23 protein-coding genes and 1 other annotated feature are annotated in these 23,492 nt (G+C 29.5%); of the genes, 8 read left to right on the forward strand and 15 right to left on the reverse strand.

The features are described 5' to 3' along the window. Positions 1-667: 667 nt before the first annotated feature. The 5 genes from FYJ83_RS06540 to FYJ83_RS06560 form a co-directional block, all read right to left on the reverse strand. A complete protein-coding gene (locus FYJ83_RS06540) occupies positions 668-1,210 on the reverse strand; it encodes a GNAT family N-acetyltransferase (RefSeq protein ID WP_154439535.1) in 543 nt (180 codons plus the stop codon). A gap of 111 nt (positions 1,211-1,321) precedes the next feature. Beyond that, positions 1,322-1,582, reverse strand: a binding site (T-box leader). Between the two features lie 127 nt (positions 1,583-1,709). Continuing rightward, positions 1,710-2,213, reverse strand: coding sequence for a hypothetical protein (locus tag FYJ83_RS06545; protein ID WP_229768516.1), 504 nt, complete (start codon positions 2,211-2,213; stop codon positions 1,710-1,712). Positions 2,214-2,243: 30 nt separating this feature from the next. Beyond that, positions 2,244-2,531 (reverse strand): DUF2087 domain-containing protein, encoded by a 288-nt coding sequence (locus tag FYJ83_RS06550; protein WP_326828313.1) that lies wholly within the window; start codon positions 2,529-2,531, stop codon positions 2,244-2,246. A gap of 47 nt (positions 2,532-2,578) precedes the next feature. After that, complete coding sequence (locus tag FYJ83_RS06555; RefSeq protein ID WP_154439537.1) at positions 2,579-3,118, reverse strand: DUF2087 domain-containing protein; 540 nt, start codon at positions 3,116-3,118, stop codon at positions 2,579-2,581. 14 nt (positions 3,119-3,132) lie between these two features. Further along, complete coding sequence (locus tag FYJ83_RS06560) at positions 3,133-3,501, reverse strand: hypothetical protein (RefSeq protein ID WP_154439538.1); 369 nt, start codon at positions 3,499-3,501, stop codon at positions 3,133-3,135. Between the two features lie 181 nt (positions 3,502-3,682). Between FYJ83_RS06560 and FYJ83_RS06565 the strand changes: the two genes are divergently transcribed. The 5 genes from FYJ83_RS06565 to FYJ83_RS06585 all read left to right on the forward strand — a co-directional run bounded on the left by FYJ83_RS06565 (position 3,683) and on the right by FYJ83_RS06585 (position 8,865). After that, positions 3,683-4,684, forward strand: a complete 1,002-nt coding sequence (locus tag FYJ83_RS06565; RefSeq protein ID WP_195837935.1) for an aminopeptidase — start codon at positions 3,683-3,685, stop codon at positions 4,682-4,684. A 302-nt stretch (positions 4,685-4,986) separates the two neighbouring features. Next, positions 4,987-5,778 carry an ABC transporter ATP-binding protein gene (locus tag FYJ83_RS06570; protein WP_154439540.1) on the forward strand — a complete coding sequence of 264 codons (792 nt, stop codon included), beginning with the start codon at positions 4,987-4,989 and terminating at the stop codon, positions 5,776-5,778. A gap of 21 nt (positions 5,779-5,799) precedes the next feature. Beyond that, on the forward strand, positions 5,800-6,870 hold the full coding sequence (locus FYJ83_RS06575) for an ABC transporter substrate-binding protein (RefSeq protein WP_154439541.1): 1,071 nt from the start codon (positions 5,800-5,802) through the stop codon (positions 6,868-6,870). 105 nt (positions 6,871-6,975) lie between these two features. Next, positions 6,976-7,734, forward strand: coding sequence for an ABC transporter permease (locus tag FYJ83_RS06580; protein ID WP_154439542.1), 759 nt, complete (start codon positions 6,976-6,978; stop codon positions 7,732-7,734). Between the two features lie 45 nt (positions 7,735-7,779). Then, positions 7,780-8,865 carry a uroporphyrinogen decarboxylase family protein gene (locus FYJ83_RS06585; RefSeq protein ID WP_154439543.1) on the forward strand — a complete coding sequence of 362 codons (1,086 nt, stop codon included), beginning with the start codon at positions 7,780-7,782 and terminating at the stop codon, positions 8,863-8,865. Between the two features lie 138 nt (positions 8,866-9,003). Here the strand turns inward: FYJ83_RS06585 and FYJ83_RS06590 are convergent, their stop codons facing one another. After that, positions 9,004-9,501 (reverse strand): GNAT family N-acetyltransferase, encoded by a 498-nt coding sequence (locus FYJ83_RS06590; RefSeq protein WP_195837936.1) that lies wholly within the window; start codon positions 9,499-9,501, stop codon positions 9,004-9,006. A 287-nt stretch (positions 9,502-9,788) separates the two neighbouring features. Here FYJ83_RS06590 and abc-f point away from each other — a divergent pair, with 287 nt between their 5' ends. Continuing rightward, positions 9,789-11,669 (forward strand): ribosomal protection-like ABC-F family protein, encoded by a 1,881-nt coding sequence (gene abc-f / locus FYJ83_RS06595; protein ID WP_154439545.1) that lies wholly within the window; start codon positions 9,789-9,791, stop codon positions 11,667-11,669. A gap of 57 nt (positions 11,670-11,726) precedes the next feature. On the opposite strand, the gene FYJ83_RS06600 is transcribed toward abc-f, so the two are convergent. Genes FYJ83_RS06600 through FYJ83_RS06610 form a run of 3 tightly spaced genes read right to left on the reverse strand, consistent with a single transcriptional unit; the run spans position 11,727 to position 14,999 of the window. After that, a complete protein-coding gene (locus tag FYJ83_RS06600) occupies positions 11,727-12,581 on the reverse strand; it encodes an AAA family ATPase (RefSeq protein WP_154439546.1) in 855 nt (284 codons plus the stop codon). A gap of 12 nt (positions 12,582-12,593) precedes the next feature. Further along, positions 12,594-14,219, reverse strand: a complete 1,626-nt coding sequence (locus tag FYJ83_RS06605; RefSeq protein ID WP_154439547.1) for a hypothetical protein — start codon at positions 14,217-14,219, stop codon at positions 12,594-12,596. Then, positions 14,220-14,999, reverse strand: coding sequence for an ABC transporter ATP-binding protein (locus tag FYJ83_RS06610; RefSeq protein ID WP_154439548.1), 780 nt, complete (start codon positions 14,997-14,999; stop codon positions 14,220-14,222). 374 nt (positions 15,000-15,373) lie between these two features. Between FYJ83_RS06610 and ytaF the strand changes: the two genes are divergently transcribed. Continuing rightward, positions 15,374-15,994 (forward strand): sporulation membrane protein YtaF, encoded by a 621-nt coding sequence (gene ytaF, locus FYJ83_RS06615; RefSeq protein WP_154439549.1) that lies wholly within the window; start codon positions 15,374-15,376, stop codon positions 15,992-15,994. Positions 15,995-16,034: 40 nt separating this feature from the next. On the opposite strand, the gene FYJ83_RS06620 is transcribed toward ytaF, so the two are convergent. From FYJ83_RS06620 to FYJ83_RS06630, 3 genes are all read right to left on the reverse strand, one after another. After that, positions 16,035-17,273: a metal-dependent hydrolase family protein gene (locus tag FYJ83_RS06620; protein ID WP_326828314.1), complete on the reverse strand. Its 1,239-nt coding sequence runs from the start codon at positions 17,271-17,273 to the stop codon at positions 16,035-16,037. A gap of 114 nt (positions 17,274-17,387) precedes the next feature. Beyond that, the gene (locus FYJ83_RS06625) at positions 17,388-17,615 is read right to left on the reverse strand and encodes a DUF896 domain-containing protein (protein WP_154439551.1); all 228 of its coding nucleotides are present in this window, start codon (positions 17,613-17,615) and stop codon (positions 17,388-17,390) included. Positions 17,616-17,655: 40 nt separating this feature from the next. Next, positions 17,656-19,014 (reverse strand): MATE family efflux transporter, encoded by a 1,359-nt coding sequence (locus FYJ83_RS06630; protein ID WP_154439552.1) that lies wholly within the window; start codon positions 19,012-19,014, stop codon positions 17,656-17,658. 113 nt (positions 19,015-19,127) lie between these two features. Here FYJ83_RS06630 and FYJ83_RS06635 point away from each other — a divergent pair, with 113 nt between their 5' ends. Next, positions 19,128-19,991, forward strand: a complete 864-nt coding sequence (locus FYJ83_RS06635; RefSeq protein WP_216584594.1) for a LysR family transcriptional regulator — start codon at positions 19,128-19,130, stop codon at positions 19,989-19,991. 36 nt (positions 19,992-20,027) lie between these two features. On the opposite strand, the gene FYJ83_RS06640 is transcribed toward FYJ83_RS06635, so the two are convergent. The 3 genes from FYJ83_RS06640 to FYJ83_RS06650 form a co-directional block, all read right to left on the reverse strand. Continuing rightward, positions 20,028-21,512 (reverse strand): YjiH family protein, encoded by a 1,485-nt coding sequence (locus FYJ83_RS06640; protein WP_154439553.1) that lies wholly within the window; start codon positions 21,510-21,512, stop codon positions 20,028-20,030. A gap of 75 nt (positions 21,513-21,587) precedes the next feature. Beyond that, complete coding sequence (ftcD, locus tag FYJ83_RS06645; protein WP_326828315.1) at positions 21,588-22,511, reverse strand: glutamate formimidoyltransferase; 924 nt, start codon at positions 22,509-22,511, stop codon at positions 21,588-21,590. A 33-nt stretch (positions 22,512-22,544) separates the two neighbouring features. After that, complete coding sequence (locus FYJ83_RS06650) at positions 22,545-23,186, reverse strand: cyclodeaminase/cyclohydrolase family protein (RefSeq protein WP_154439554.1); 642 nt, start codon at positions 23,184-23,186, stop codon at positions 22,545-22,547. Between the last annotated feature and the right edge of the window lie 306 nt (positions 23,187-23,492).

Consider the following 23,492-nt stretch of genomic DNA (forward strand, 5'->3'; position numbering starts at 1 on the left):
TGGTATTCGTGGTGTTCATTACGAGTACAGAAAATAGTCTAACAATCTTAGGCTTTATTGGCATGCTCAAGATTCCTGGGCTGCCTTTTTTTTATTTAATAGGAAAAGTAGGACTTTCCTATTAAATAAAAAAATTGTAAATGAAATTAGATTTCATTTACAACCTTAATAAATTTATTGTTATTTTATATATGTAAAATAGATAGACAAATGCCTATTTATTATACAAAAAATCCATACATTAAGTATGGTATTTAATAACATAACAAATATAGAAGTATGCAATTTAAAAAATATAATCAATTTATTGTATTTTTTATAGCATAAATTTATAAAAGGTATAAATGCAAAAACTATTTCTTAACATTGATTATCTTAAAAATCAACCTTAATAAACCTATCGTAAATACAATTTTTATGTACAATAGTTATAACTACATTATAAAATAATAGTATTAAACTATACATAAAATAAACTTGTATACTTAATAAGTGAAAAGTATTTTTAAGATTGGTATTAAATTATATTACCCTACAATGTTTGAAATTAGTTTTTTCATAAGATTCTCCTTTTATAACTATAATGAACATATCTTATATCATTGTACCAATATTTACAAGTAAATTCTCTTTTTAGCTTATATTTTTCATTAGAAACTCTAAAAACTTATGAGTTTATAATACCATAATATATAAGATCTTCGTATCGACTATCCTTCATTACATGGTCAATTAAAATTCCTTCTCTTACCATACCTAGCTTTTCTATAACTCTACCAGAAGCAGGATTTGAAGCAAAATAACGGGCGTATACTTTGTGGTACCCTTTAACATTGAAGGCAAATTCTAAAATAGCTTTACTTGCTTCCGTAGCATATCCATTTCCCCAAAACTCTTCACCAATCCAATATGCTATTTCTCCATTATTAAATCGTTGATTATTAGATAATGCTACAGCACCATATAATATTCCTTTCTCCTTATCTGTAATAGCAAACTCATATAACCTGTCAGCATCAAAGTTATCAACGTGAGCTTGTATCCATAATAAAGCACAATCTATGGAGTATGGATAAGGTATATATAATGTATTTTTATAAATATTATAATTATTACAAAGCTTAGTAACAGTTTCTGCATCAGATTTTTCAAATATCCTTAGTACTAGCCTCTCAGTAGTAATTGTTTTATTTTCTTTATCATAAATCATAATTAATCCTCCTTATATAATTTTATTTGTTTATTTCATTAAAATATATGCTATTCTTTCAACCATTCATAAGACAAAATAAAAAGTCCGCCTCAAGCCTTAATGTTTAAAGCTTAGGGCGAACTATATATGTCCGTGGTACCACCTAATTTCAGATATGACTATCTGCACTCTGTCAATACGAGATAAAATATATTATCTGATATTGCTTTCCTTTTAACGGTGGAAAATTCCGTTGAAACCTACTAGGATTATATCTTTTCAGTTCACAACTCAAAGGCTACTTCCACACTTCCTTCACGAAGATTTTCACCAACCATCTTCTCTCTATGCTTCAGGTGAGTATGTACTCCTCCTCGTCAACGTCATTTTGTTCGTGTTCGTTTATATTATGATATTTTATTATGCACCAAAAGTCAATATAATTTTTTGATTTTTAAAAATAGATTTAATAGTCCTACAAAATAAATGATACTCCTTACTTTTAGATTAATAGATACTATATTTTCATTAAGGCTTTTTCTAGTATTTCATAATGCCAGTAATATAAATCCTCTGGTTTTATGGATAAAGCTTTTTCTTTATCAAAAATAATCTTACCATCTATAGCCGTTACACAACTAAAAAAAGGTTCTGCTAATAGTAATGATTTACTTGCATTTTTACTCCATTCTTCAATTGTTATATAATCATTACTACTCAATAGTTGGAGCAAATCGTAAAAGGTTTTCTGCATAACTTTAAGTTTAAAATTAGGACATTCTTTTTTTATAATGTATGAGTCTATTTCTTCCCATAATTTTTCAATATTATTTTGCCTTTTAATTAAACTCTCTTGTGATAAATCTCCTGTACTCATTGCCTCGGAAATTTTTATATCCCATTTTGTAGGTGTCCACGGAAGACTTCTGCTAAAATGAAGAATCCATTTTTCATGGGATATATATTCACCATTTGCTATAAATAAAGCTTCTACCAATTTAGTGACTGCTTCATTCATCATAATATCCAATTTAATTGTTTGTAAATAATATTAATGATTATTATTTGCTACATATTCTCTATCCTGTTTACGGATATATACAGAGCAATCTTTGCTTCTTTCTAATAAACCAAAATCCACAAGATATCTACGTAGCAAGGCATAATCTTCATAGTAATTAACTAATTTATGATTAATTTCTTTTTCGGTATACTCTACTCCATTTTCAAACTCTAAATTAGTTAAATAGTAAAAAAGATTTATTTTGTCACTTTTCCTTCTGGGGAAATTAATGATTCTATTTTCTTTCATCCACTTTTCAACTCCACTGTTTCCCACTGAATTCCCTCCTTTCTACAAAGTATTATCTAAATCAAATTTATGCTCTATATTCTTTTGTATATTCCATCTTCTCTTTCCATAAGATTAAATCCTATTAAATCTCTTCTTATGGTACAAAAGTCGTCATGAAAATCTGCTATTATTAAATTGACTTCCTTTTCTGTATAAGTCCTATTTCTTTCAAAACTTTCTACTATTTTTTCTAAAACTATTTGTTTTTTCTTTTGCTGTACTGGCAAATCCTTTAGTTTGTTGTACTTGAAAAAAGATTCTATTACTTTTTGTCTATATTTTTCTTCTCTTTGATTTAAGATTTCTTCTTCATTTCTATTATCCTTTACTAAATCTTTAAGATTCATTGAAAATATCTTTTCATTTAGTCTATAAACTGTATAGTATTGCTCTTTTTTACATGATACTATATTAGCTTCCATTAATTTTTTAAGATGAAAAGAAATAGTTGAAGCAGATAGTTCTAATCTTTCAGCCAGTAGTTCCACATACATAGGCTCTATCATTAAACTATTTATAATTCTTAATCTAGAGCTATCTGCCAAGCATTTGAAAATCTCTAATGAGTTCATTTTACCACTCCTAATCAATATATCTCTTTAAAATATTCTTTAAATCGACTTTTCAATTCTTCAGCTTCCTGTATTTTTATATCTTCTATTATTACTTCCTTTTCCTCCCCAAACTTTAAAGCTTTTTCTTTATTTATATACCAAGACTTTGTTATCTTATGAAAGAAATCTAGATATTTTTCTTCTAAGTCTACAGATTTATCACTGAAACTAATATTAAACATTTTATAAAATATCTCAACTATATTTAGTCTTATCTTGTCTAAATTAGCCTCATCTAAGCATTCCTTTTTTCGTAGTTCCTCTATGTTTGTTTTATAATTCTCTTGTTTTTCTTCTAAAAAGTTCAAATAATTTTCCTTTAACCAATTTATATCCTTCATCATATTCCCCCCTATGATTTATACTCTTATTGTATACTATTGTGTTTTCTATTTCAATATATATCTATATATTTTTATAACATTTAATTCTATATATATAAAATTAAATTGATTCTAAAGAGGTTTTGTACTAAAATATAATTTGATATATATCAAAATAAACTTAACAGGAGGTATTGATGTGAAATTTACAGACATTATTCCAAATATTTGTGAAGGGTTTCCCTTTGAAAAAGGAGATTTTGTTTTATTGAACTTTTGGGGTGATAATGAAGATCTAAAAATTTTAGATTTGATTTCAGAGAATTTAAGTAAAAAAGGAATCATTCCTTCTAAACATCATTGCTCAAATTCTTTTTTTGAAAAAGTAGTTTTAAATTTAATTGACAATAATCTAGAAACTCCTGAAGAATACTTAAGGTATCTATCTTCTTTTAATCAAGTAATAGATATATTCATGTATCCCCCTAGTTTACCCAATGGAGTTTCTGAATCGAGTATACCTAAATTCAAGAAATATTTAGGTGAATTGTTCAACTCTCTAACTGAAAATAAAAAGTATTATATACAGATTAACGTTCCTACAGAAATAAATGCCTCTAAGGCAGGTTTAGATTATGATATTTATAACTGGGCTTTATGTAATGCTCTGTCTGTAAATTTTCCTAAATTAAAAAAATTTTGTAAAGAAAAAGTCGAAAGCCTTAGAGATAAAAATAGTATAGAAATACTCACTGGAAAAGAATATTCATTAAAATTAGATATTAATAATAGGGAATGGTTTATAGATGATGGGTGTGGAGATTTTCCTCCAGGTGAAGTTTATATAGCTCCTATAGAAAATAATAGTAATGGAGATTTACTAGTCTCCATGGTAAATTTAAAGGGACAAATATATAGAGATGTACTTATGACCTTTAAAGATGGTAAATTTATGAAGTCTTCTTCTAAAAAATTAACTGAATTTTTTAATTCACTACCAGAAAATTTTCGAATCTTATGTGAGTTTGGAATCGGACTAAATCCTGAAGTCAAAGATTTAACAGGTATTTCGTCTATTGACGAAAAATCCTTAGGTACTTATCATATAGGATTGGGAATGAACCATTTATTTGGTGGAGAAAACAACTGTCCATTTCATATGGATTTTGTATTTACCTGTGATGATATAATATTTAGTTAACTGCTGCAATTGATTTTATTCCCTTTGTAGCCTTCCTTCATTGGTAGTATATACATCTGCACCTAGTTCATTACAATAAAAATGTAAATCTATTAATTATAAGATTTACCAATATCATAATTTTTCTTATAAACAATAATTATTAGACAAAGTTTTTCTTTTACTATATACTCTACTATGTTGTGTTAATCTAGTAATTTGCTATTAAATACATATCAGTTTAATCTTATGATTTGTGTTGATAAATCCTTACTTATTATAACTTAAATTGCAGATGTAATACTAAATAAGGAGGGAAAATTATGATGGATATATCTGTAAATGGTTTAAGCTTTTCCTATGACAAAGATGCTATATTGGCTGATATTAATATTGAAGTCAAATCGGGTTCATTTGTATGTCTGTTAGGTCAATCTGGTTGTGGAAAAAGCACTTTTCTTCGTTTACTGGCTGGTTTAGAGAAACCAAGTTCAGGAAAAATCACTATTGGAAATGAACCACTAACAAATGCTAGTCTACAAAGAGGGATGGTATTTCAAGATAGTGGTTTATTCCCTTGGATGAGTGCTGGTGAAAATATTATGATAGCAATCAAACAAAAATTTAAAGATATGAGTGCATCTGATAGAAAAGCAGAAGCTCTTAGAAGAATGAAAGATGTTGGTCTTGATGAGTCTGCTTTCAACAAACTTCCAAAGGAACTGTCGGGAGGTATGCAGCAACGTTGTGCAATTGCTCGTGCATTCAGCATTGACCCTCCAATCCTTTTAATGGATGAACCCTTTGGTGCCTTAGATGCAGTCACTAGATCAAATCTTCAAAATCTAATCTTAGATTTATGGAAACAGGAAACTGTAAATAGAAAAACTATATTTTTTGTTACTCATGATGTAGATGAAGCATTACTTCTAGCAACAGATATTTTTATATTTGGTCAATCTCCAAGTAAAATTATACATAGTCATTCTTTTTGTAGAGAAAAGAAACTAGATAGTAAGTCTATTTACGATGATCCTAATGCAATGGAGTTACGAAATGAGCTAATAAAAATCATATACGATGAAGTTCAGAAAAAATCTAGTAATACATATTAAAAATACATAAGGGGTGTAATGATGAAAAAAGAAGCAAAAATTATTCTACTATTGATTGTAGTATCTTTACTTTCAACTGCTTGTTCTACGAAAAACCTAAACGCTAGTTCCAATGATTTAGGATCAGATAATGAAGTCCTTAAAGTTAAATTAGCAGCACAAGCAACATCTGGTCAAGTATTTCAGTTTTTATCTGAAGACAAAGGATATTTAGAAGAAGAAAAAGTAGATGTTGATCTTGTTTATATAAACAACGGTTCAGATGCCTTTTCTGCCCTAAGTTCAGGACAGGTAGATGTTATTTCTACCTACGGTACAGGTGGTCCTTTGATACAAATTGCAAATGGTCAAGAATTTACTATATTTGGTGGTTATATGATTATTGGAGCAACTCCTGTTTTTGCAATGCCTGATACTGTATATAATAGTGTGGAAGATTTTCGTGGTAAAAAAATTGCTATCATGAGAGGTGGTACACCTGATATTGTATTAAAAGGTATCTTACATGATGCAGGATTTGATCTAGAAAAAGATGTCACATTTATCGAAATGAAAAAGAATACAGATGTAATGGAAGCAGTAAGAAATGGTGAAGCTGACTTTGGATCAGTTTCCACAGGCTTTGAACTTCAAATTGCTGATGCAGGAATGAAAATAGTTTTATGGCCTGATGAACTGTGGCCAAACCATTCATGTTGTCGTATGATTGCTAAAACTAGCTGGTTAAAGGAAAATCCTGAAGCAGCAGAAAGATTACTCCGTGCTTATTTAAGAGCTGAAGCAGATATGCAGCATGATATGAGTCGTGTTGTTGAATTGACAGTTGAAAATTTAGATATGTCTGTTGAAACTGCAGAAAGTTTTTTACTTAGTGAACATATGATTTATGAAACTGATCCTTACAAAAATAGCGTAATAAAGATGTGGGAAAAAATGCAGTCTTTTGGTTATATCAAGGATCCTGCAATTAAAATTGAAGATCATATAGATATAAATCATTATAAATCAGCTTTGGATTCTCTAATAAATGACTATCCTGATAACACATTTTTTAAAGATAAACTAGTTGAATTTAACAGTAATAATTTTTAATTCATAGTATTTATCTATGGCAGAATTGATATGTATATATCAACTCTGCTGTTTTTATAGATGAAAACCTTGGTAATTTAATATTTAAAAGGAGTGTATACTTATATGAAAAAATTTATATCCGATAGATTAGGGGTTATTCTTATCTTTATTGGAATAGTGCTATTTTATGGATTAGGAACGGATTTCCTTGGAATATTTGACCCTTTTTTATTTCCAGGATTCAGTAAAATTATTCCAGGATTTGTTACACACTTTAGCAAGCTTATATTGGGTCTAATAAATTCCTTGGGTCTTCTTGTACCTGCTTATGTTACAGCTGTTATTTTAGGAATAAGTATTGGTGTATTTATTGGATTAAATAAACTGCTTCGAAAGAATATCACCCCCTACATCAATGGCTTTAGTGCAGTTCCTGCTACACTTTTAACACCATTTGCAATTCATATTTTTCCATCATTTCGAATAGCATCTATATTTATTATATTTTTAGGATCATTTTGGCCAATATTAGGTACAACAATTAACGCAGTAATTACTATTGATAAAAAGTATTTAGAAAATGCAGCTACTTTAGAAATAAAAGGTGCAGAAAGGATGTTTAGAGTCATACTTCCGGCTGCCTCACCTACTATATTATCAGGCTGTGCCATTGCACTTAAGTTTTCATTTGTAATGCTAACTGTTGCAGAAATGTTTGGTGCAACTTCTGGTATGGGATATTTTGTCCAGTATTATTCTGATTTTGCTAGATTTGACCTTGTAATTGTTGGTTTTATATTTATGGCTTTAATTTTAGTTTGCATAATGCACCTATTTGATTTAATGAAATCCAAAATTCTTCATTGGACTATAAACGACTAATATTTTTATCACTTAACTATAATTGTTATTTAGGAGGTTATATTTATGTCTAATACTGATCTTATGACTCCAGCTGAAAGAGGAGCAGCTATTGCAAATGGTGTGGAAGTAGATAGATTGCCCTGCAATCCCAATATTGCCAATGGAGTAGCAAGAATTTATGGTTGTAAAATTTCCGAGTTCAATCATAATCCTAAGATTATTGCTGAAGCACAAATGGCAGCATATCGTAAATTTGGATGTGATAGCTTACGTATCTTTACTGATTTATTTACTTGGGCAGAAGCCATGGGTGCGACTGTCATCTTACCAGATGATGATACTGTGGATTTAGTAAAACCTGCAATTTCTCGTATAGAAGACATTGACACATTAACTCCTGCCAATCCATATAAGGATGGTCGATTGCCTATATATTTAGATGCAATGAAATACTTACGAGATCTTGCAAAAGATGAGATAAAATGTTCCGCAGGAGTTGTTGGTCCTTTTACCAATGCCTTTTTCCTTTTCGGAGTGAATGAAACATTAAAACTTATATATAAAAATCCAGAGGCTGTACATAAACTTTGTAAGATTTCCTTAGAAACATGTAAGGCCTATGTAAAAGCTTCTATGGACATTGGATTAAATCCTACAATATCTGAACCCATGTCCTCTTGTACCGTAATTAGTCCTAATACCTTTAGAGAATTTTCTCTGCCATACTTAAAAGAACTTGTTGATTATATAAAAAGCTATGGTAGCAGCCCCATTATTCATATATGTGGTCAAACTGATAAAATTTGGCAGGATCTTGCTGACATAGGTATTGGAGGTATGAGTATAGATAATGTAGCAAGCTTAAAAGATTGTAAAAATACGATTGGTAACCAAACAAAAATTCTAGGAAATGTTGACCCCAGTGGGATTATGTATATTGGAACTCCAAGAGATATTCATGTCAAAACTTTAGAATGTATTTTGGAAGGTTATGATTCACCTAAAGGTTATGTTGTTATGTCTGGTTGCAGTTTACCTATAGATACTCCTTCAGAAAATATTGAAGCCATGATGGAAACTGTTCGAGAAGTAGGCTACCCTGTTGATCCAGAAAAGGTAAAGTATCTTTTAGAACATTATAGCAAATAATCTAAAATCTACTAAAAATATGGGTTTTATATCAGCCTTAAAGACTGTTATAAAACCCATGTTTTACATTTAGAAGACTTTCATATATTGAACAATGTCACTTACATTTTTAAGATATAACTTATACTATAAAAATCTTTATATCCATTCATCTCTTTCAATCTCTAAATAGACATCATTATCTTCAAGGTAAACAGGTCGAGGTTTGCTGACGAACCCTAATCTTTCGTAAAGTTTCCATGCACTTATATTATCTTTATGTGGCTCCACATATACTCTTTCAGCCTTTCCTTCTTCAAAGGCTTTATCTATAGTATATAATAATGCCTCTGAAGCAATTCCTTTACCTTGGACAATGGGTAATAATTTAATATCTAATGCAGCTGTTTTAGTATTTACATCGGTATTATAAAATGTTTCTCCGCAATAAGTACCATCCTCTAAATAAATAGAATAATGACAACGATATGGTAGTTTTATTGCCTGTATAATCCACTTTTCAAGATTCTTTATAGTTGTTCCCAAGCCATGAGGAAAACCTACAAATTTCATTACTTCGCCATTATTCCATAGCTTCATGATGTTATCTAAATCATCTCTACTTGTTTCTCTAATAATAATTTTATTATCTACCAAAATATTTCCTCCTAAAATCTTCATTTTGGAGGGTTAAAGTGAGTGCACCCTCCTTGCACTATGCTTTAATAATTTAGTTATATTTCTCATAAAAAACACCCTTTCTTTTTAAAATTTGGGTACATCTTTTTATATTATATCTTATTAATCTTTATTTTTCCATTCCTACAGACTACAATTATAAGAAAAGAGATAGATAATTGATTTTGAAAGATTTATTGTGATCTTTCCTATCCTTGACTATGAATATTTCTTCAAATATAATTTAACTAAGTGAGGTGGTACATATGATTGAATGTAGTATAAATAGTTTAATCAAATATTATGGAGCAAATAAGATTTTTGAAAATATATCCTTTGAATTACACAGTAATGAAAGGGTCGGGTTGATTGGACAGAATGGATGCGGAAAAACTACTTTAATGAAGATACTAATGGGCATTGAAGATTATCATGGAGGAAATATTAGCTTTAGAAAAGGAAGTAGAATTGGATATTTAGACCAGATATTCAAATGTTCCAAGGATACTACTGTAATAGAAATCCTTGAAATGCCTTTTGAAAATATATTTAATATTAAGCTAGAATTAAAAGGATTTGAGGAAAGATTAAAAAATTTATCTGGTGAAGAATTAGAGATTGAAATGAAAAATTATGGTCTTCTCATGGAGGAATTTGAACGCTGTGGCGGATATACTATGGAAATCAATATAAACAAAGTATGTAATGGACTTTTCATACCAGATGATTTTAGAAATAAATTATTTGAACAATTATCTGGTGGTGAAAAAACCAGAGTTCTTTTAGCAAAATTACTTTTAGAAAATCCAGATATACTCTTATTAGATGAGCCTACTAACCATTTAGACATAGAATCCATTGAATGGTTGGAAGAATTTTTATTAGGATATAATGGTACAGTTCTTATGGTTTCACATGATAGAAGTTTCCTTGATAAAGTTGCCAATAGAATTATAGAGTTAGAACCTACAGGTACAAAAATCTATGATGGAAATTATAGTTACTATGTTGAGGAAAAGCAAAGGCGATTTGAGTTAGAATATAATGCCTATATAAATAATCAAAGAAAAATTGAGAGAATGGAACAGCAAATTGAAAGATATAGAATTTGGGGTGCCATGAGAGATAGTGAAAAGATGTATAAACGTGCTAAAGAGCTTGAAAAACGATTGGAAAAAGTAGAAGTAGTAGATAGACCAACATTGGAAGATTCCAAAATTAGACTCTCTGCCGAAAAAGTAAATCGTTCTGGAAAGATTGTTCTTAATGTAGAAAACTTGAAAAAATCCTTTCCTCAGAAAAAATTATTTTCAGATATATCCTTTACTCTATTTTATCAGGATAAGTTATGTATAATGGGAGAAAATGGTGGTGGAAAAACAACCTTATTGAAAATTATACTTGGAGAAATTGAAGCTGATAATGGGAACTTTACCATAGGATCCAGTATAAAATTAGGCTATTTACCACAAAATGTAGTATTTGAAGATGAAGATATGACAATTCTTGATTACTTTGCTGCAAAACATAATATCAGCAATTCAGAAGCAAGGTCTGAACTGGCAAAAATGTTATTCATTAGAGATGATGTATATAAGAAAATCAAATCCCTATCTGGTGGTGAAAAATCTCGACTTAAATTATGTTCTTTAATACTTGATAAAGTGAATTTTATGATTCTAGATGAGCCTACTAACCATTTGGATATTGATTCTAGGGAAGTTTTAGAAGAAACACTTTCTAATTTCAATGGCACAATTTTATTTGTCTCCCATGATAGATATTTTGTACAAAAAGTAGCCACAAAGATAATGGTATTAGATAAATCTAAAGCTAAACTATATCCTGTACCATATGATGAATATTTAGAAATAAGGGAAAAGGAAATAGTTGTAAAACCTATAATAAAAGGATCTAAGCCAGTTAAAGCCATTCCAACTAAACCACCTAAAAAACCTAATACCTTTAAAATAGCACAGGTTGAAAAGGAAATTGAAGAATTTGAAAATAAATTAAAACTGATTGATGAAGAAATGGCTTTAAACAGCGATAATGCAGATAAATTATATGAATTATTTGCCCAAAAAGAATTAATTGAAAAGCAACTGGAGGACTCTTATGAATTATGGGAGACCCTTCAAATCTAAACATCATTAAACAATAATAATATATCCCTTAATCGTAACGATTAAGGGATATATTATTTAAAACTCACTTTCATATTTCTTGAAAAACTCATAGTATGTACGCACATTTTCTAGTTCTGTCCATTTCTTCACTACAACTGGATTTTCATCAAGATCATATATTTTCGCCTCAGCCATAGCAAGAAGAAAAGGAGAATGTGTTGATATAATAAACTGACATTTAAAAAATCGTGCTGAGTCCTCAATAAATTTCATTAACTCCATTTGACGTTTTGGAGAAAGGCTGTTTTCAGGCTCGTCTAATAAATAAAGTCCGTCTTCTTCTATCTTTTCCGTAAAATATAAAAAGGAACTTTCACCATTTGAATATTCTCGTACATTATCCATTAATTCATTTCTTACAAAACGAGATTGAGTTTTTCTTCTAGTGTCATTTATCTTTTTTAATTTTTCATAATCTGCTATGGAATTCATTTGAAAGTGAGAATACTTAGAATCCAAATATTCCTCAAAAAGTTCTTCTCGTTTTTGGTCGATTCCTTCGTTAAGGTTACGGATATTAAACATATAATCAAATACATCATCACTAGTAATAATTCTACTCTTTTCAGAAATCTCAGTCCTAATCTCCATTGTACACATACTGACATAGTCGGTATAAAAATTAGATTTATTATAGATAGAATCACGATTGACTCCTGTTTTTTCTGCTATAACATTCAATGCAGTTGACTTTCCTGAACCATTTCCTCCATATAAAATTGTAATTGGCTGAAAATCAATTCTTTCAAATTTATTTCTTGATAATATATTAAATGGATAAAAGGAGTCATAGCAAGTTCTTTTTATCCCTAGAAAAAAATCAAATTCCATGTCCTTATTTGGAAATGTAAAAGCATTTAAATAAATCATTATCATCTTCCTTTAACTAATACATTTTTTCCAGACTGCTTTAGTTGCAATTAATCCAACTGGAATATAAATATATGCACCATAAGGAATTCTAGTCAATATATAGTGTCCCAATACAAATACTCCCATTATAAGGATACCTATTATAATATTATATCCACCTGGCCCTTCTGTTACTTCAAAGGCTTTGGAAAATGGTAGCTTCTTATCTAATATTTTAAATTCTATAATGATAAATAGCAGCATATTTATTCCAACCACTATAATTTGTTCAACTATCTGCATTTTATATATAATTAAAAATATTAAACTAACTAAAATAAATACTGGTACAAATAGATTAACAATTGCTGCCTTAACAGTTCCTCTATAAATAGCTGCTTTATTTTTAATAGGTATAGTTTCGTATATCCATGCCCCTTTATAATTTCCCGAATACCCTAAAAAGGCTAATATATTAGGAATCATTGCAAAAACCATATAAATCCATAAATAATTCTTCGTATTGGAAATATTTGAGATTTGACTTCTATTCATACTAAACATCATAAGAAATGGAAATATAATTGCCATTCCCAAACTTGGATAAACCTTTAACTTGAAAGTTCTTTCATTTTTTAGCATACTAGTAGCAAATTTGTAAAAACTTCTTTCCTCTTCATCTTTACAAACTACCTTAGATATAAAAATATTAACTTTGCTTTTATCCTTAGTCTGCCCCTCTGCACTATTTAACTTCTGTAAATTTCTTTCAAATATAGGTATGAATTTTATATAAATTACTATAGATATGATTGGAATTAACACTCCAAGTATAGAGTAAATTACAATATAACTTTGATTATTACCCTTTAATATTAACTCAAAGGGTGCTGCAAACCATAATGGTGGAAAAAAGTATTTCCATGGGCTTGGATTAAATTCTAAATTATTTATATCTATGAAATTAAAAATCCTGCCTATTAATTGATACCCCAGTGACATTCCTATGGCTAAACCTATTTGAACATAGTTAATAATATCCTTTAGTTTTTCGCCACTGGAAAACCTAAGAACTACAAGGTAAATAAGGGCGGTGAGTATTATTATAAATAATGCAATCAAAATTACTTCTACCAAATATATTAAGAAGAAAGTTATCCCATGTCTTATTATAGATGCAATAAGCGAAGGGCCAGAAATAGCCATAGTAATAACTGTAATATACATAAATATATGTAATATTTTAGCCATGTTTAAAGTCTTACTATCTACAGGCTTTGAAAGCAGTATCTCTTTATCCTTTATATCCAGCAGTACAGAACTAAAATCTGCTATTAAAGAAGTCATCAATAAAAAAATAATTACTCCAAATACAAAGCTCATTTGAAACAAGAAATTATCTCCAACTACTATAAATAAAATTAAGAATGCTCCCATTAAAACATATGTCCATAAAGATTTTAGAAAATTATTCTTGTCATTATCTTCTTTTACCTTTTTCTTATTATTTTCATTGCTTAAAATGGTAGATACTCTTCTTCCATCTAATATTAGCTTTACATTGAGTATCTTTCGCATAACAGGATAATCTACTCCCATTTTTTCAAATACTCCCCTGAAAACATCTAAGAATCTCAATACTCCAAAATCCTTCATCTATATCACCTCTTCTATGGTAGCCACTATTTCCTTAGCTATTTTCTCGTGTTCATTAAATCCAGTTAATTGGTTAAATATCTCCTCTAATGAACTATCCATAGTTGTACCCTTTAAATCATTGAAACTTCCATCTGCTACTATTTCTCCATTATTTATAAGTATTATCCTACTGCTGATTTTTTCTACTACCTCCATGATATGAGAAGAATAAAAAATAGTTTTTCCCTTTCTAGCTAATTCTGCTAATACTTCCTTAAATACCATAACACTGTTGGCATCCATTCCACTTAAAGGTTCATCTAGGAATAGAACTTCAGGATCATTGATTAAGGCTGATATTATAAGAGCCTTTTGCTTCATTCCCTTAGAATAAGAGCTAATTCTAGCATCGTAAACATCTTTAACCCCAAATAAATCCATTAGCTTCCCAGCTTTTTTATTTGCTTCTTCATATTTCATACCATAGAGCTCTCCAATAAAAGTTAGATATTCTCTAGCTGTAAGGTTTTCATAAATTTCAGCAGTCTCAGGTACATATCCAATTTTCTTCTTATAGTCTACTTTTCCATCTCTTATATCTTCACCAAATATCCTTATATCTCCAGAATAGTCTCCAACTAAACCTAACATTATCTTTACAGTCGTACTCTTACCAGCACCATTTGGTCCAATATACCCTATGATTTCTCCCTTATGTACATCTAGATTAATATCCCTTAGTACTTCTTTATCTCCATAGCTTTTACTTAAATTCCTTATGGTTACTATTGATTCCATTTTTTTATCCCCCTAGAAATTTATTTACTATATTATAACATAATGAATTCTACTAAATCTCACCTTATTTTTTCAAATCCTCTATCCTATCTTTAAATTTACTAAAATAGTCATCAAAATTACCTCTTAATTATAATTAAGAGGTAATTCTATTTTTATTATTTAAAATAAAATTGCCATATCTGTTAATCTTTTATAACTTAATAATGTAGATACGAAAAGCTCTTGCAATATGGTAGCTATATTTATTCTTTAATCAATTATATTATTTATATAAAAGTAGATTAGCTAATATTACAATCTCTCCTTATTTCATCACATATATTAGTAATTTGAATAAAATAATACTAGTTTTAAATGATAGGGGTGTGAGTATGGAAGTTATACTATTAGTATTGGTATTATCTTTAGACTCTTTCGTAGCTAGTATTGCTTACGGAACAAATAAAATAAAGATACCATTTAGGTCAATCCTAATTATTAATACTATTTGTTCACTTTTCCTAGGTGTTTCTATTTTCTTTGGCTCTCAAATAAAAAAAATACTCCCTAATAATATTACATTAATATTAAGCTTTTCTATACTAATGCTACTTGGAATATATTATTTATTTGAAAGTATTATTAAAACCTATTTGGAAAAGAAGTTAGAAGAAAATGAGAAAGTTAAAATAAAACTATTTGATATATGGATAATGATAGATGTATATTGCGATGAAACTAAAGCAGATTTTAATCTATCTAAAAAACTTGATGCAAAGGAAGCAGTATATCTTGCCACTGCCCTTTCACTAGATTCATTGGCTGTAGGTTTTGGAAGTAGTCTAGGTAATATTAATTATATTCATGTAATAGGATTATCTTTAATTATAGGATTACTTTCTATTTACAGCGGAATCTTTATCGGAAAAAAGATTATGGAAAAGACAAAAATCAATTTATCTTGGTTATCTGGTATTCTACTAATAATATTAGCAATTTTAAAATTAGTTTAAAATAAGTCCTATGGCTGATTGACATAGGACTTATTTATTTTTATATTAATTTTTTTACAAACTGTCCTTCCTTCATAATTACTTCCATATTATCAACAGAAATATTATGAATATCCAATAAAGGATTTTCTTTTAAAACTATTATATCTGCAAACTTTCCTTCTTCCAAAGTTCCTGTAATCTTATCTACCTTTAACATCTCTGCTCCATTTTTAGTTGCAGCAAGTATTACTTCCATTTCTGTTAACCCTGCCTTATTTAGTGCATACATTTCTGTAATTGCATATTTACCATAAGGAGTTAAGCTACTACAGAAGGAGTCAGAACCTACTGTAATTCTAATTCCTTTTTTATTGGCATTTTGTAAATTATCAATTATACGGTTCAACTCTTTTTCCGCAGTTGTATTTCCTGGATACTGATCATGTATAGGTCTATATGGCGGCTCATATACTGTAAACCATTCAAAGAAGAATTGAAGTGTAGGGCAGAATGTTATATCCTTTTCCTTCATAATCTCTAAACATTCTTCATTTAATTCTTGTCCATGAATAATAGAATCTACTCCTGCTTTACATGAATTTAAAGCTCCTTCATAGCCTTCAGCATGGGACCATACAGGTATACCTACCATATTACACTCATCAACTACTGCCTGTATTTCTTCCATTGTATAGTGAGTATCAGCCTTAGCATCATATCTCCATATTCCTCCACCAGTAGACCATATCTTAACTGCATCTGGATTTTCACGAAGTCTCTTTCTAATGGCTTTTCTTAATTCCCAAGGTCCATCTACTCTTTCTGCCCAAGGATGAGAGTCATTATTATATTCTAAAGGCAGTCTATGGGAATCTCCATGTCCAGCAGTTCTACAAAAACCAAGTCCTGTTGTTATTACTCTTGGCCCTTCAATAACTCCTTTTTCAATCATATTCCTAATATGTATACCTGAACGAGAGATTTCTCCTACTGTAGTTAAACCATGTTCTAAGGATTCTTTTGCTTGTGCCACTGCTACTACAGTTTTTTGAATTGCTGGTTCAAGTACCCATTCATTATCGTCATCACTTAAATTACCGCTAAAATGAAGGTGTGTATCTATTAAACCTGGCATAATAGTTTTTCCAGTTATATCAATTACTGTACCTTCTTGTTCTGTATCCAACTTAGGTCCTGCATATTTAATTTTTTTAGCTTCTACTACTACCATAGAATCTTCTATTACTTCTCCAGTACCATTTATTAATAACCCACCAGTGAATATGATTTTATTCACAAAAACCCCCTCCTTATAATTTAAATATATCAATCACCAATATTATACCATGTTTTTATTAAAAATCACTTAAATAAATTCCCTTAGTTGTTGTAACTAAGGGAATTTATTTAACTAGTTCATATGTTTTTTTCTTTGTTCTTCTTTTAACTTCTCAGGAGTCACATCGTTGCCTTCCTCATCTACTACTTTGACTTCCATTAAAGTCCTTTTCATATTTCCTCTAAATATTTTAAGGTATTCTTGACGCAATTTTTGTTGTTCTTCCTTTTCTTCATCTGTTAGTCCTATGGTTTTAGACTTATGAGAAAGTTCATTTATTCTTTTTATTAATTCTTCCATACAATCTCTCCAATTCTTGATTTTGATACTTAATTAGATTTTAACACTTAGGACTATCTTCTTCAATAAGTAGTTTTTTGTGCTTTGTCCTTCTATACAGTATAAATCCTATTCCATCGGCTAAAGCCCAACCTATGGGAACAGACCACCATATTCCTCTTTGTGCTATAGATGGAATACTTGAAAGTATATAAGCCATAAGTACCCTAGTACCTAATGAAATTATTGTAAGAATCAAAGATATATTTAATTCACCAATACCTCTGAAAAATCCGTAAAACATAAATAAAAATCCTATTAGAACATAGAAAACAGATATTATTGATAAATATTCTACTCCTAATTTAATTACATTTACTTCACTTGCCTCTACAAATATTCTCATTAGACTGCTTGAACTCATATATATTATTATGGACATTATAAGACAAAATATTATTATAGTTTTTATGGCTGATTTTACTCCCTGAATTATTCTGTCATTTTTCTTAGCTCCTTTGTTTTGTGCCACATATGTTCCAAAGGCATTTCCAAAATCTTGAACTGGCAAATATGCTATGGAGTCTACCTTACCTGCCGCAGTAAAAGCCGCAATAGTATCTGAACCAAAGGTATTTACTATACCTTGTACACATACCATTCCAAAGGTCATTATGGACTGTTGAATAGATGTAAGAAAGCTAAATTTACTTACCATTGCAAATATACCTTTATCAAATACTAAATCTTCTTTCTTCAACCTTATAAATTCTATTTTCCAGAGCCCATATATTAAACATAAAATAGATGAAACTCCTTGAGCAATTACAGTGGCAAATGCAACTCCAAATACTCCCATATCATAAACTATGACAAATAATAAATCTAGTACTATATTGATTATAGCCGCTAATATTAGAAAGTATAAAGGTGTTTTTGAATCCCCTATGGATCTAAGTAAAGCTGAACAAGCATTATATAGGTAAACAAATATCAATCCTGCAAATATGGTTTGTAAATATTTTTGTGAGTCTAAGAATATTTCTTCTGGTGTATTTATAAGGTTTAGCATACCCTTTGTAGTAAATACTAATATAATAGATAATACAATAGTAAAAATCCCTATGGATGAAAATGATATAAATATAGTTTTCCTAAGATTTGAGTAATTCCTCTCACCAAAATAATAGGAATATACTACTGCTGCTCCCATACATAAACCTATTATAACAAAGGAAAAAAAGTTCATAAGCATAAAAGACGAGCCTACTGCTGCCAAAGCATTTTTTCCTACATATCTTCCAACTACAACTGAATCTACTATATTATATAATTGCTGAAATAGGTTTCCAATTAACATGGGAAAAGTAAATGCTATTAAAGTCTTAGTTGGATTTCCCCTTGTCATATCTGTTATCATATACTTTCACTCCTTTTCCATCTATACTATTGTAGTTTAACATGAATAAATATATAATTAAAATATCAATATATTATGGAATGTATATATTTTATTATATAGGGAGGGTTGACGTGGATATAAAACAACTTTTATATTTTATTACTGTTGTAAATGAAGGAAATATTACAGCTGCTGCAAGAAAACTTCATATTGCACAGCCTGCCCTTAGTAACCATATTAAAAATCTAGAGGATGACTTAGATGTTAAGTTGTTTCATAGAGGACCTCGAAAAATCACCTTGACAGAAGCAGGTGAAATTCTCTATACTAAGGCAAATAATATTCTTGAATTGAAAAATTCCATAAGAAAAGAACTAGAAGACAGTAAATCAGGATTTAAAGGTACTCTAAAAATAGGCACTATATCTGCAATAGATGCTGATTTCCTAGAAAATACTTTTCTTAGATTTCATAAAAAATATAACAATATCAAATATGAAGTCTATGAAGGTATAACTCCTGAAATTATTAATCTATTATTTTCAAGAGTTATTGAAGTAGGAATTGTAAGGACTCCTTTTGATAAAACAGGACTAAATACTCATTATTTAGAAATGGAACCTATGATAGCTGCATATAAAGAGGATAATGATTTAGATAAAATAAATTCTAAAATCAGCATAAAAGATTTAGATGGAAAACCTCTTATTATTTATCGTCGATTTGAAAACATAATAGTATCTGCATTTCAAAAACTTGATGTAAATCCATATATATTCTGTATTAATGATGATTCTAGAACTTCGCTTCTATGGGCAAATACTGGATTAGGTGTTGCTATTGTTCCAATGTCATCTAAAAACCTGGTTTTAGCAAATAACTTAAAGTTTAAAATCATAGACAATGAATCCTTATTTTCTCAAGTATCTATAATAACCTTAGAAGATAGTAATTTGTCTACTGTTGCAACTAATTTTATAGATAATATAAAATAAATACCATGTCTCGAAATTCTAGACATGGTATTTATTTTAAAATAGTATATGCATAAACAATGCAGCAAATGGCATTGCTATTATGGTTCTTTGTAAGAATATAATCATTAATTCTTTGAATTTTAAAGGAAGTCCTGTATTCATAATTACAACTACTGACTCTGCTAAGAATATAATTTGTACCATTGAAACTACAGTTACAAAAAATCTTGTCTTAATGTGTAACTGAGCTACCTTATCTGCAATAGTTAATACTGGAATAAACATCTCTGTAATTCCAGTTGGAATTGCTGTTGCTGCAACTTGAGCATCTGGTACTCCTAACAATTTAGTTAAAGGTAAAAAAGCATATCCTATTATATCAAATACTGGAGTATATTTTGCAACAATCATACCTAGTATACCTATGGAACATAATAAAGTAATAACCTTTGGTAATACAGGAAATGAATCCACAACTGAATCAACTATTCTCTTAAACATTCCACCTGATGTATGAGCTCTGACAGATGCCCTATTTACACCAGCCTTTAACATTGAAGGTCCAAATTTTAATGAAGCTTCTTTTCTATCTTCATCTGTTTGCACTTTTCCATTTGCGAATACATCTCTCTTTTTATTTAAAGGCCACAATCTACTACAAATAGCAGCTAATATAAAGGCTAATAAGAATGATACAAAATAAGTCTTTATAAAGTGTTCACCTATTCCTGCTGTTTCCATAACTAACAGAGCATAGCCTACAGAAACCGCACTAAAGCAAGTAGCCACTATAGATGATTCTTTCTCTGTATATATATTTCCTCTATACATTCTACTAGTAATTATAATTCCCATAGTTGTTGATCCTACGAAAGAAGCACAGGCATCAACTGCTGATTTTCCCGGTGTCTTAAACAATGGTCTCATTAGAGGCTCTAAAAGAACTCCAAAGAAATCTATACAGCCATAATCAGTTAAGAAAGGAATAAAGAATGCTCCTACTGGAATAATAAATGCTACACCTATAACTACTCCAGGTATTACCATTTCACCTGTTGATGGTCCAACTATCATTTCTGGTGCAGAATAAACACCAATTTTATTTAAGAAATAAAGTAATATAAATATTCCACCTGCTAAATATAAAAATGGATGTATGATTGAATCTGCTTCAAAATACTTATAAAGCTTACTTTCCTTTTTTGAAAAGAATTTTCCAATTACACTTGCAATTCCTGTACTCATAAGTACAATTGTACATAATAATAATGCTCCAACAGCCTGTCCATTAATAACTATTAGTGAATCTACAATTGATATTGCACCTTGGTAAATATATCCAAATGGAATTCCCCCATTTATAGGTACGAAAAACACAAATATTGCTATTGCTGAAATTATAAATGCTTTTATAGCTCCCATTGTCCAGTCTCTTCTATCTAATTCAATAGAGTCTAGAACCTTGGGATCATTTAAATCTAATTGACTTAAATCATAGTCTTTGTTTTTGCTTAAATTTATTGTTTTCAGTTCTGTCACCTTCTTCTTTCTGTTATTTGAATCACATGTATAAGGCTGTCCATTTACGTTCCTAGATGGACAGCCTTATATTTATTAACCCATTAAGTGAGTTTCTAATATTTGTTCTTGCTTTAATCCTTGTAATCCTAAATAATGATTTAAGTTATTTAATAAGTATTCTAATTTAACTGGTCCTACTAATTCTGAACCTGTTACTGCTACACCATATTTTTGAGCTTCAAGTTTAACTAATTCAAAAGTTCTATAAAGTGGAGTGTTTGCACAGTCAAACATATTCATTGACACAACTACTCCTTCTCTTTCTGGGAACTTGATTCCTACTGCTCTTACTGTTGAATATCCACCGCTTGGCCCTCTTACAGCTTTTGCTATTTGTTTAGCTATATTTACATCTTCTGTAGCTAGGAATACATTGTATGCAGTTAAACCTTCTTTATCTGCAGACACTATAGTTGCTCCTAATTCAGGACTTAATTTTCCGTCTACTGATAAATCAGGACGTCTTGCTTCATGGTCTGGATGATTAGGATCATCTAATAAAGCTTTTAATCCTTCATATTGTCCTTTTCTTATATATGAAATACTCTTTTTATCTTCTGTTCTAGCATTTTCACCAGAGAAGAATATTGGTACTTGATGTTTTTCAAATAATTCTTTTCCTATTTCTTCTGCTAATTCTTTACACTCTTCTACTGTTGTATTCATTAATGGGAATAGAGGAATTGTATCTTGTCCACCTATTCTTGGGTGAGTTCCCTCTTGAACTGTCATATCAATTAACTCATATGATTTTGCAGCCATTTCTAATAAAGCTTCTTTTAATGGAGCTGGTTCTCCGATTATTGTTAAAACCGTTCTGTTAAAATCATGTTCTGGTTCACAAGTAACAAGTTTAACGTCTTCTCTATTTTTAATTGTACCAGAAATTGCATCTATTACTTCTTGTCTTCTACCATCACTAAAATTAGGTACTGCAAGTATGAATTTCTTTTCCACTATTATCTCTCCTTAATATAAATTTATATGTTTCTAGCCATTAAGCCTTTCATAAACAACTTTTAAGGATGCTTCCTTTAATTCTTTTGCTGAATTCAATAATGAAGATACTTCTGCTGATATTGTATTTCTATATTCTTCATCTTTTATGCTTCCTAGATTAATAGTTACATTTAATAATGCACCTTCTAATCCTGAATAAGCTAATAATACACCTACTCCTATATCAGTTATAGCATTTACATTTCCATACTTCGCAAAAACATCTTGTAATTCCAATACTCTATGGCATTTCTCTGCACATTTTAAAGGAACTTCCAATGCAATTTTATATCCATCTTGAATAGCTTGTGATCTAGCCTTTTTATCTTCATCTGTTTCTTTTGGCATTTTAAATGCTTCCATTACTTTATCAAAAGCATTTGTATCTTCGTCTACTATATTTGCTAATTCTTCAAATAATCCTTCTAATTCTTTTTCATTTGTTTCTAAGGTAGTTCTTACTTCTTCTGGTAACTCTTCATAATTCTTCTTAGAAAATGTTAATCCACCAACCATACTTGTTAAAGCTGATCCAAGTGTTCCTACATAAGCTGATACACTTCCGCCTCCAGGAGTAGGATCACTACTCTTAGTATCTAAGGCATACTGTTTCAAACTTTTATCAATAAACATTATTGCACCTCCGATATTAATATATAACTTTGCTATTTCTAACCACTGCCCTTATATATAGCAAGACTTATGCCAAAAATAAAACTTCTTTCAATAATTATTGAAAGAAGTTTTATTTTTATATCTAATATTTAGATGATATGGTAATTTACTTATTTTGAACAGATATATAATTATTATATCTTTTTGTAAAGTTCTAAAAAATACTTTAATCTTAAATAATATGTCTCTTTATATATTATTAAATTAATTATTCAGAAGATTTTTTTCTCTCTTAAAACTTCAATTACCTACAAGAACCTTCAA

It is taken from the genome of Tissierella pigra (assembly GCF_009695605.1).
In the GTDB taxonomy this organism is placed as follows: domain Bacteria; phylum Bacillota; class Clostridia; order Tissierellales; family Tissierellaceae; genus Tissierella; species Tissierella pigra.

Bases quoted from the DNA above. Each gene is read 5' to 3' on its own strand.
- FYJ83_RS06540 (WP_154439535.1), bottom strand. From the start codon at position 1,210: ATGATTTATGATAAAGAAAATAAAACAATTACTACTGAGAGGCTAGTA.
- FYJ83_RS06545 (WP_229768516.1), bottom strand. From the start codon at position 2,213: ATGATGAATGAAGCAGTCACTAAATTGGTAGAAGCTTTATTTATAGCA.
- FYJ83_RS06555 (WP_154439537.1), bottom strand. From the start codon at position 3,118: ATGAACTCATTAGAGATTTTCAAATGCTTGGCAGATAGCTCTAGATTA.
- FYJ83_RS06560 (WP_154439538.1), bottom strand. From the start codon at position 3,501: ATGAAGGATATAAATTGGTTAAAGGAAAATTATTTGAACTTTTTAGAA.
- FYJ83_RS06570 (WP_154439540.1), top strand. From the start codon at position 4,987: ATGATGGATATATCTGTAAATGGTTTAAGCTTTTCCTATGACAAAGAT.
- FYJ83_RS06575 (WP_154439541.1), top strand. From the start codon at position 5,800: ATGAAAAAAGAAGCAAAAATTATTCTACTATTGATTGTAGTATCTTTA.
- FYJ83_RS06580 (WP_154439542.1), top strand. From the start codon at position 6,976: ATGAAAAAATTTATATCCGATAGATTAGGGGTTATTCTTATCTTTATT.
- FYJ83_RS06585 (WP_154439543.1), top strand. From the start codon at position 7,780: ATGTCTAATACTGATCTTATGACTCCAGCTGAAAGAGGAGCAGCTATT.
- abc-f (WP_154439545.1), top strand. From the start codon at position 9,789: ATGATTGAATGTAGTATAAATAGTTTAATCAAATATTATGGAGCAAAT.
- FYJ83_RS06600 (WP_154439546.1), bottom strand. From the start codon at position 12,581: ATGATTTATTTAAATGCTTTTACATTTCCAAATAAGGACATGGAATTT.
- FYJ83_RS06605 (WP_154439547.1), bottom strand. From the start codon at position 14,219: ATGAAGGATTTTGGAGTATTGAGATTCTTAGATGTTTTCAGGGGAGTA.
- FYJ83_RS06610 (WP_154439548.1), bottom strand. From the start codon at position 14,999: ATGGAATCAATAGTAACCATAAGGAATTTAAGTAAAAGCTATGGAGAT.
- ytaF (WP_154439549.1), top strand. From the start codon at position 15,374: ATGGAAGTTATACTATTAGTATTGGTATTATCTTTAGACTCTTTCGTA.
- FYJ83_RS06625 (WP_154439551.1), bottom strand. From the start codon at position 17,615: ATGGAAGAATTAATAAAAAGAATAAATGAACTTTCTCATAAGTCTAAA.
- FYJ83_RS06630 (WP_154439552.1), bottom strand. From the start codon at position 19,014: ATGATAACAGATATGACAAGGGGAAATCCAACTAAGACTTTAATAGCA.
- FYJ83_RS06650 (WP_154439554.1), bottom strand. From the start codon at position 23,186: ATGTTTATTGATAAAAGTTTGAAACAGTATGCCTTAGATACTAAGAGT.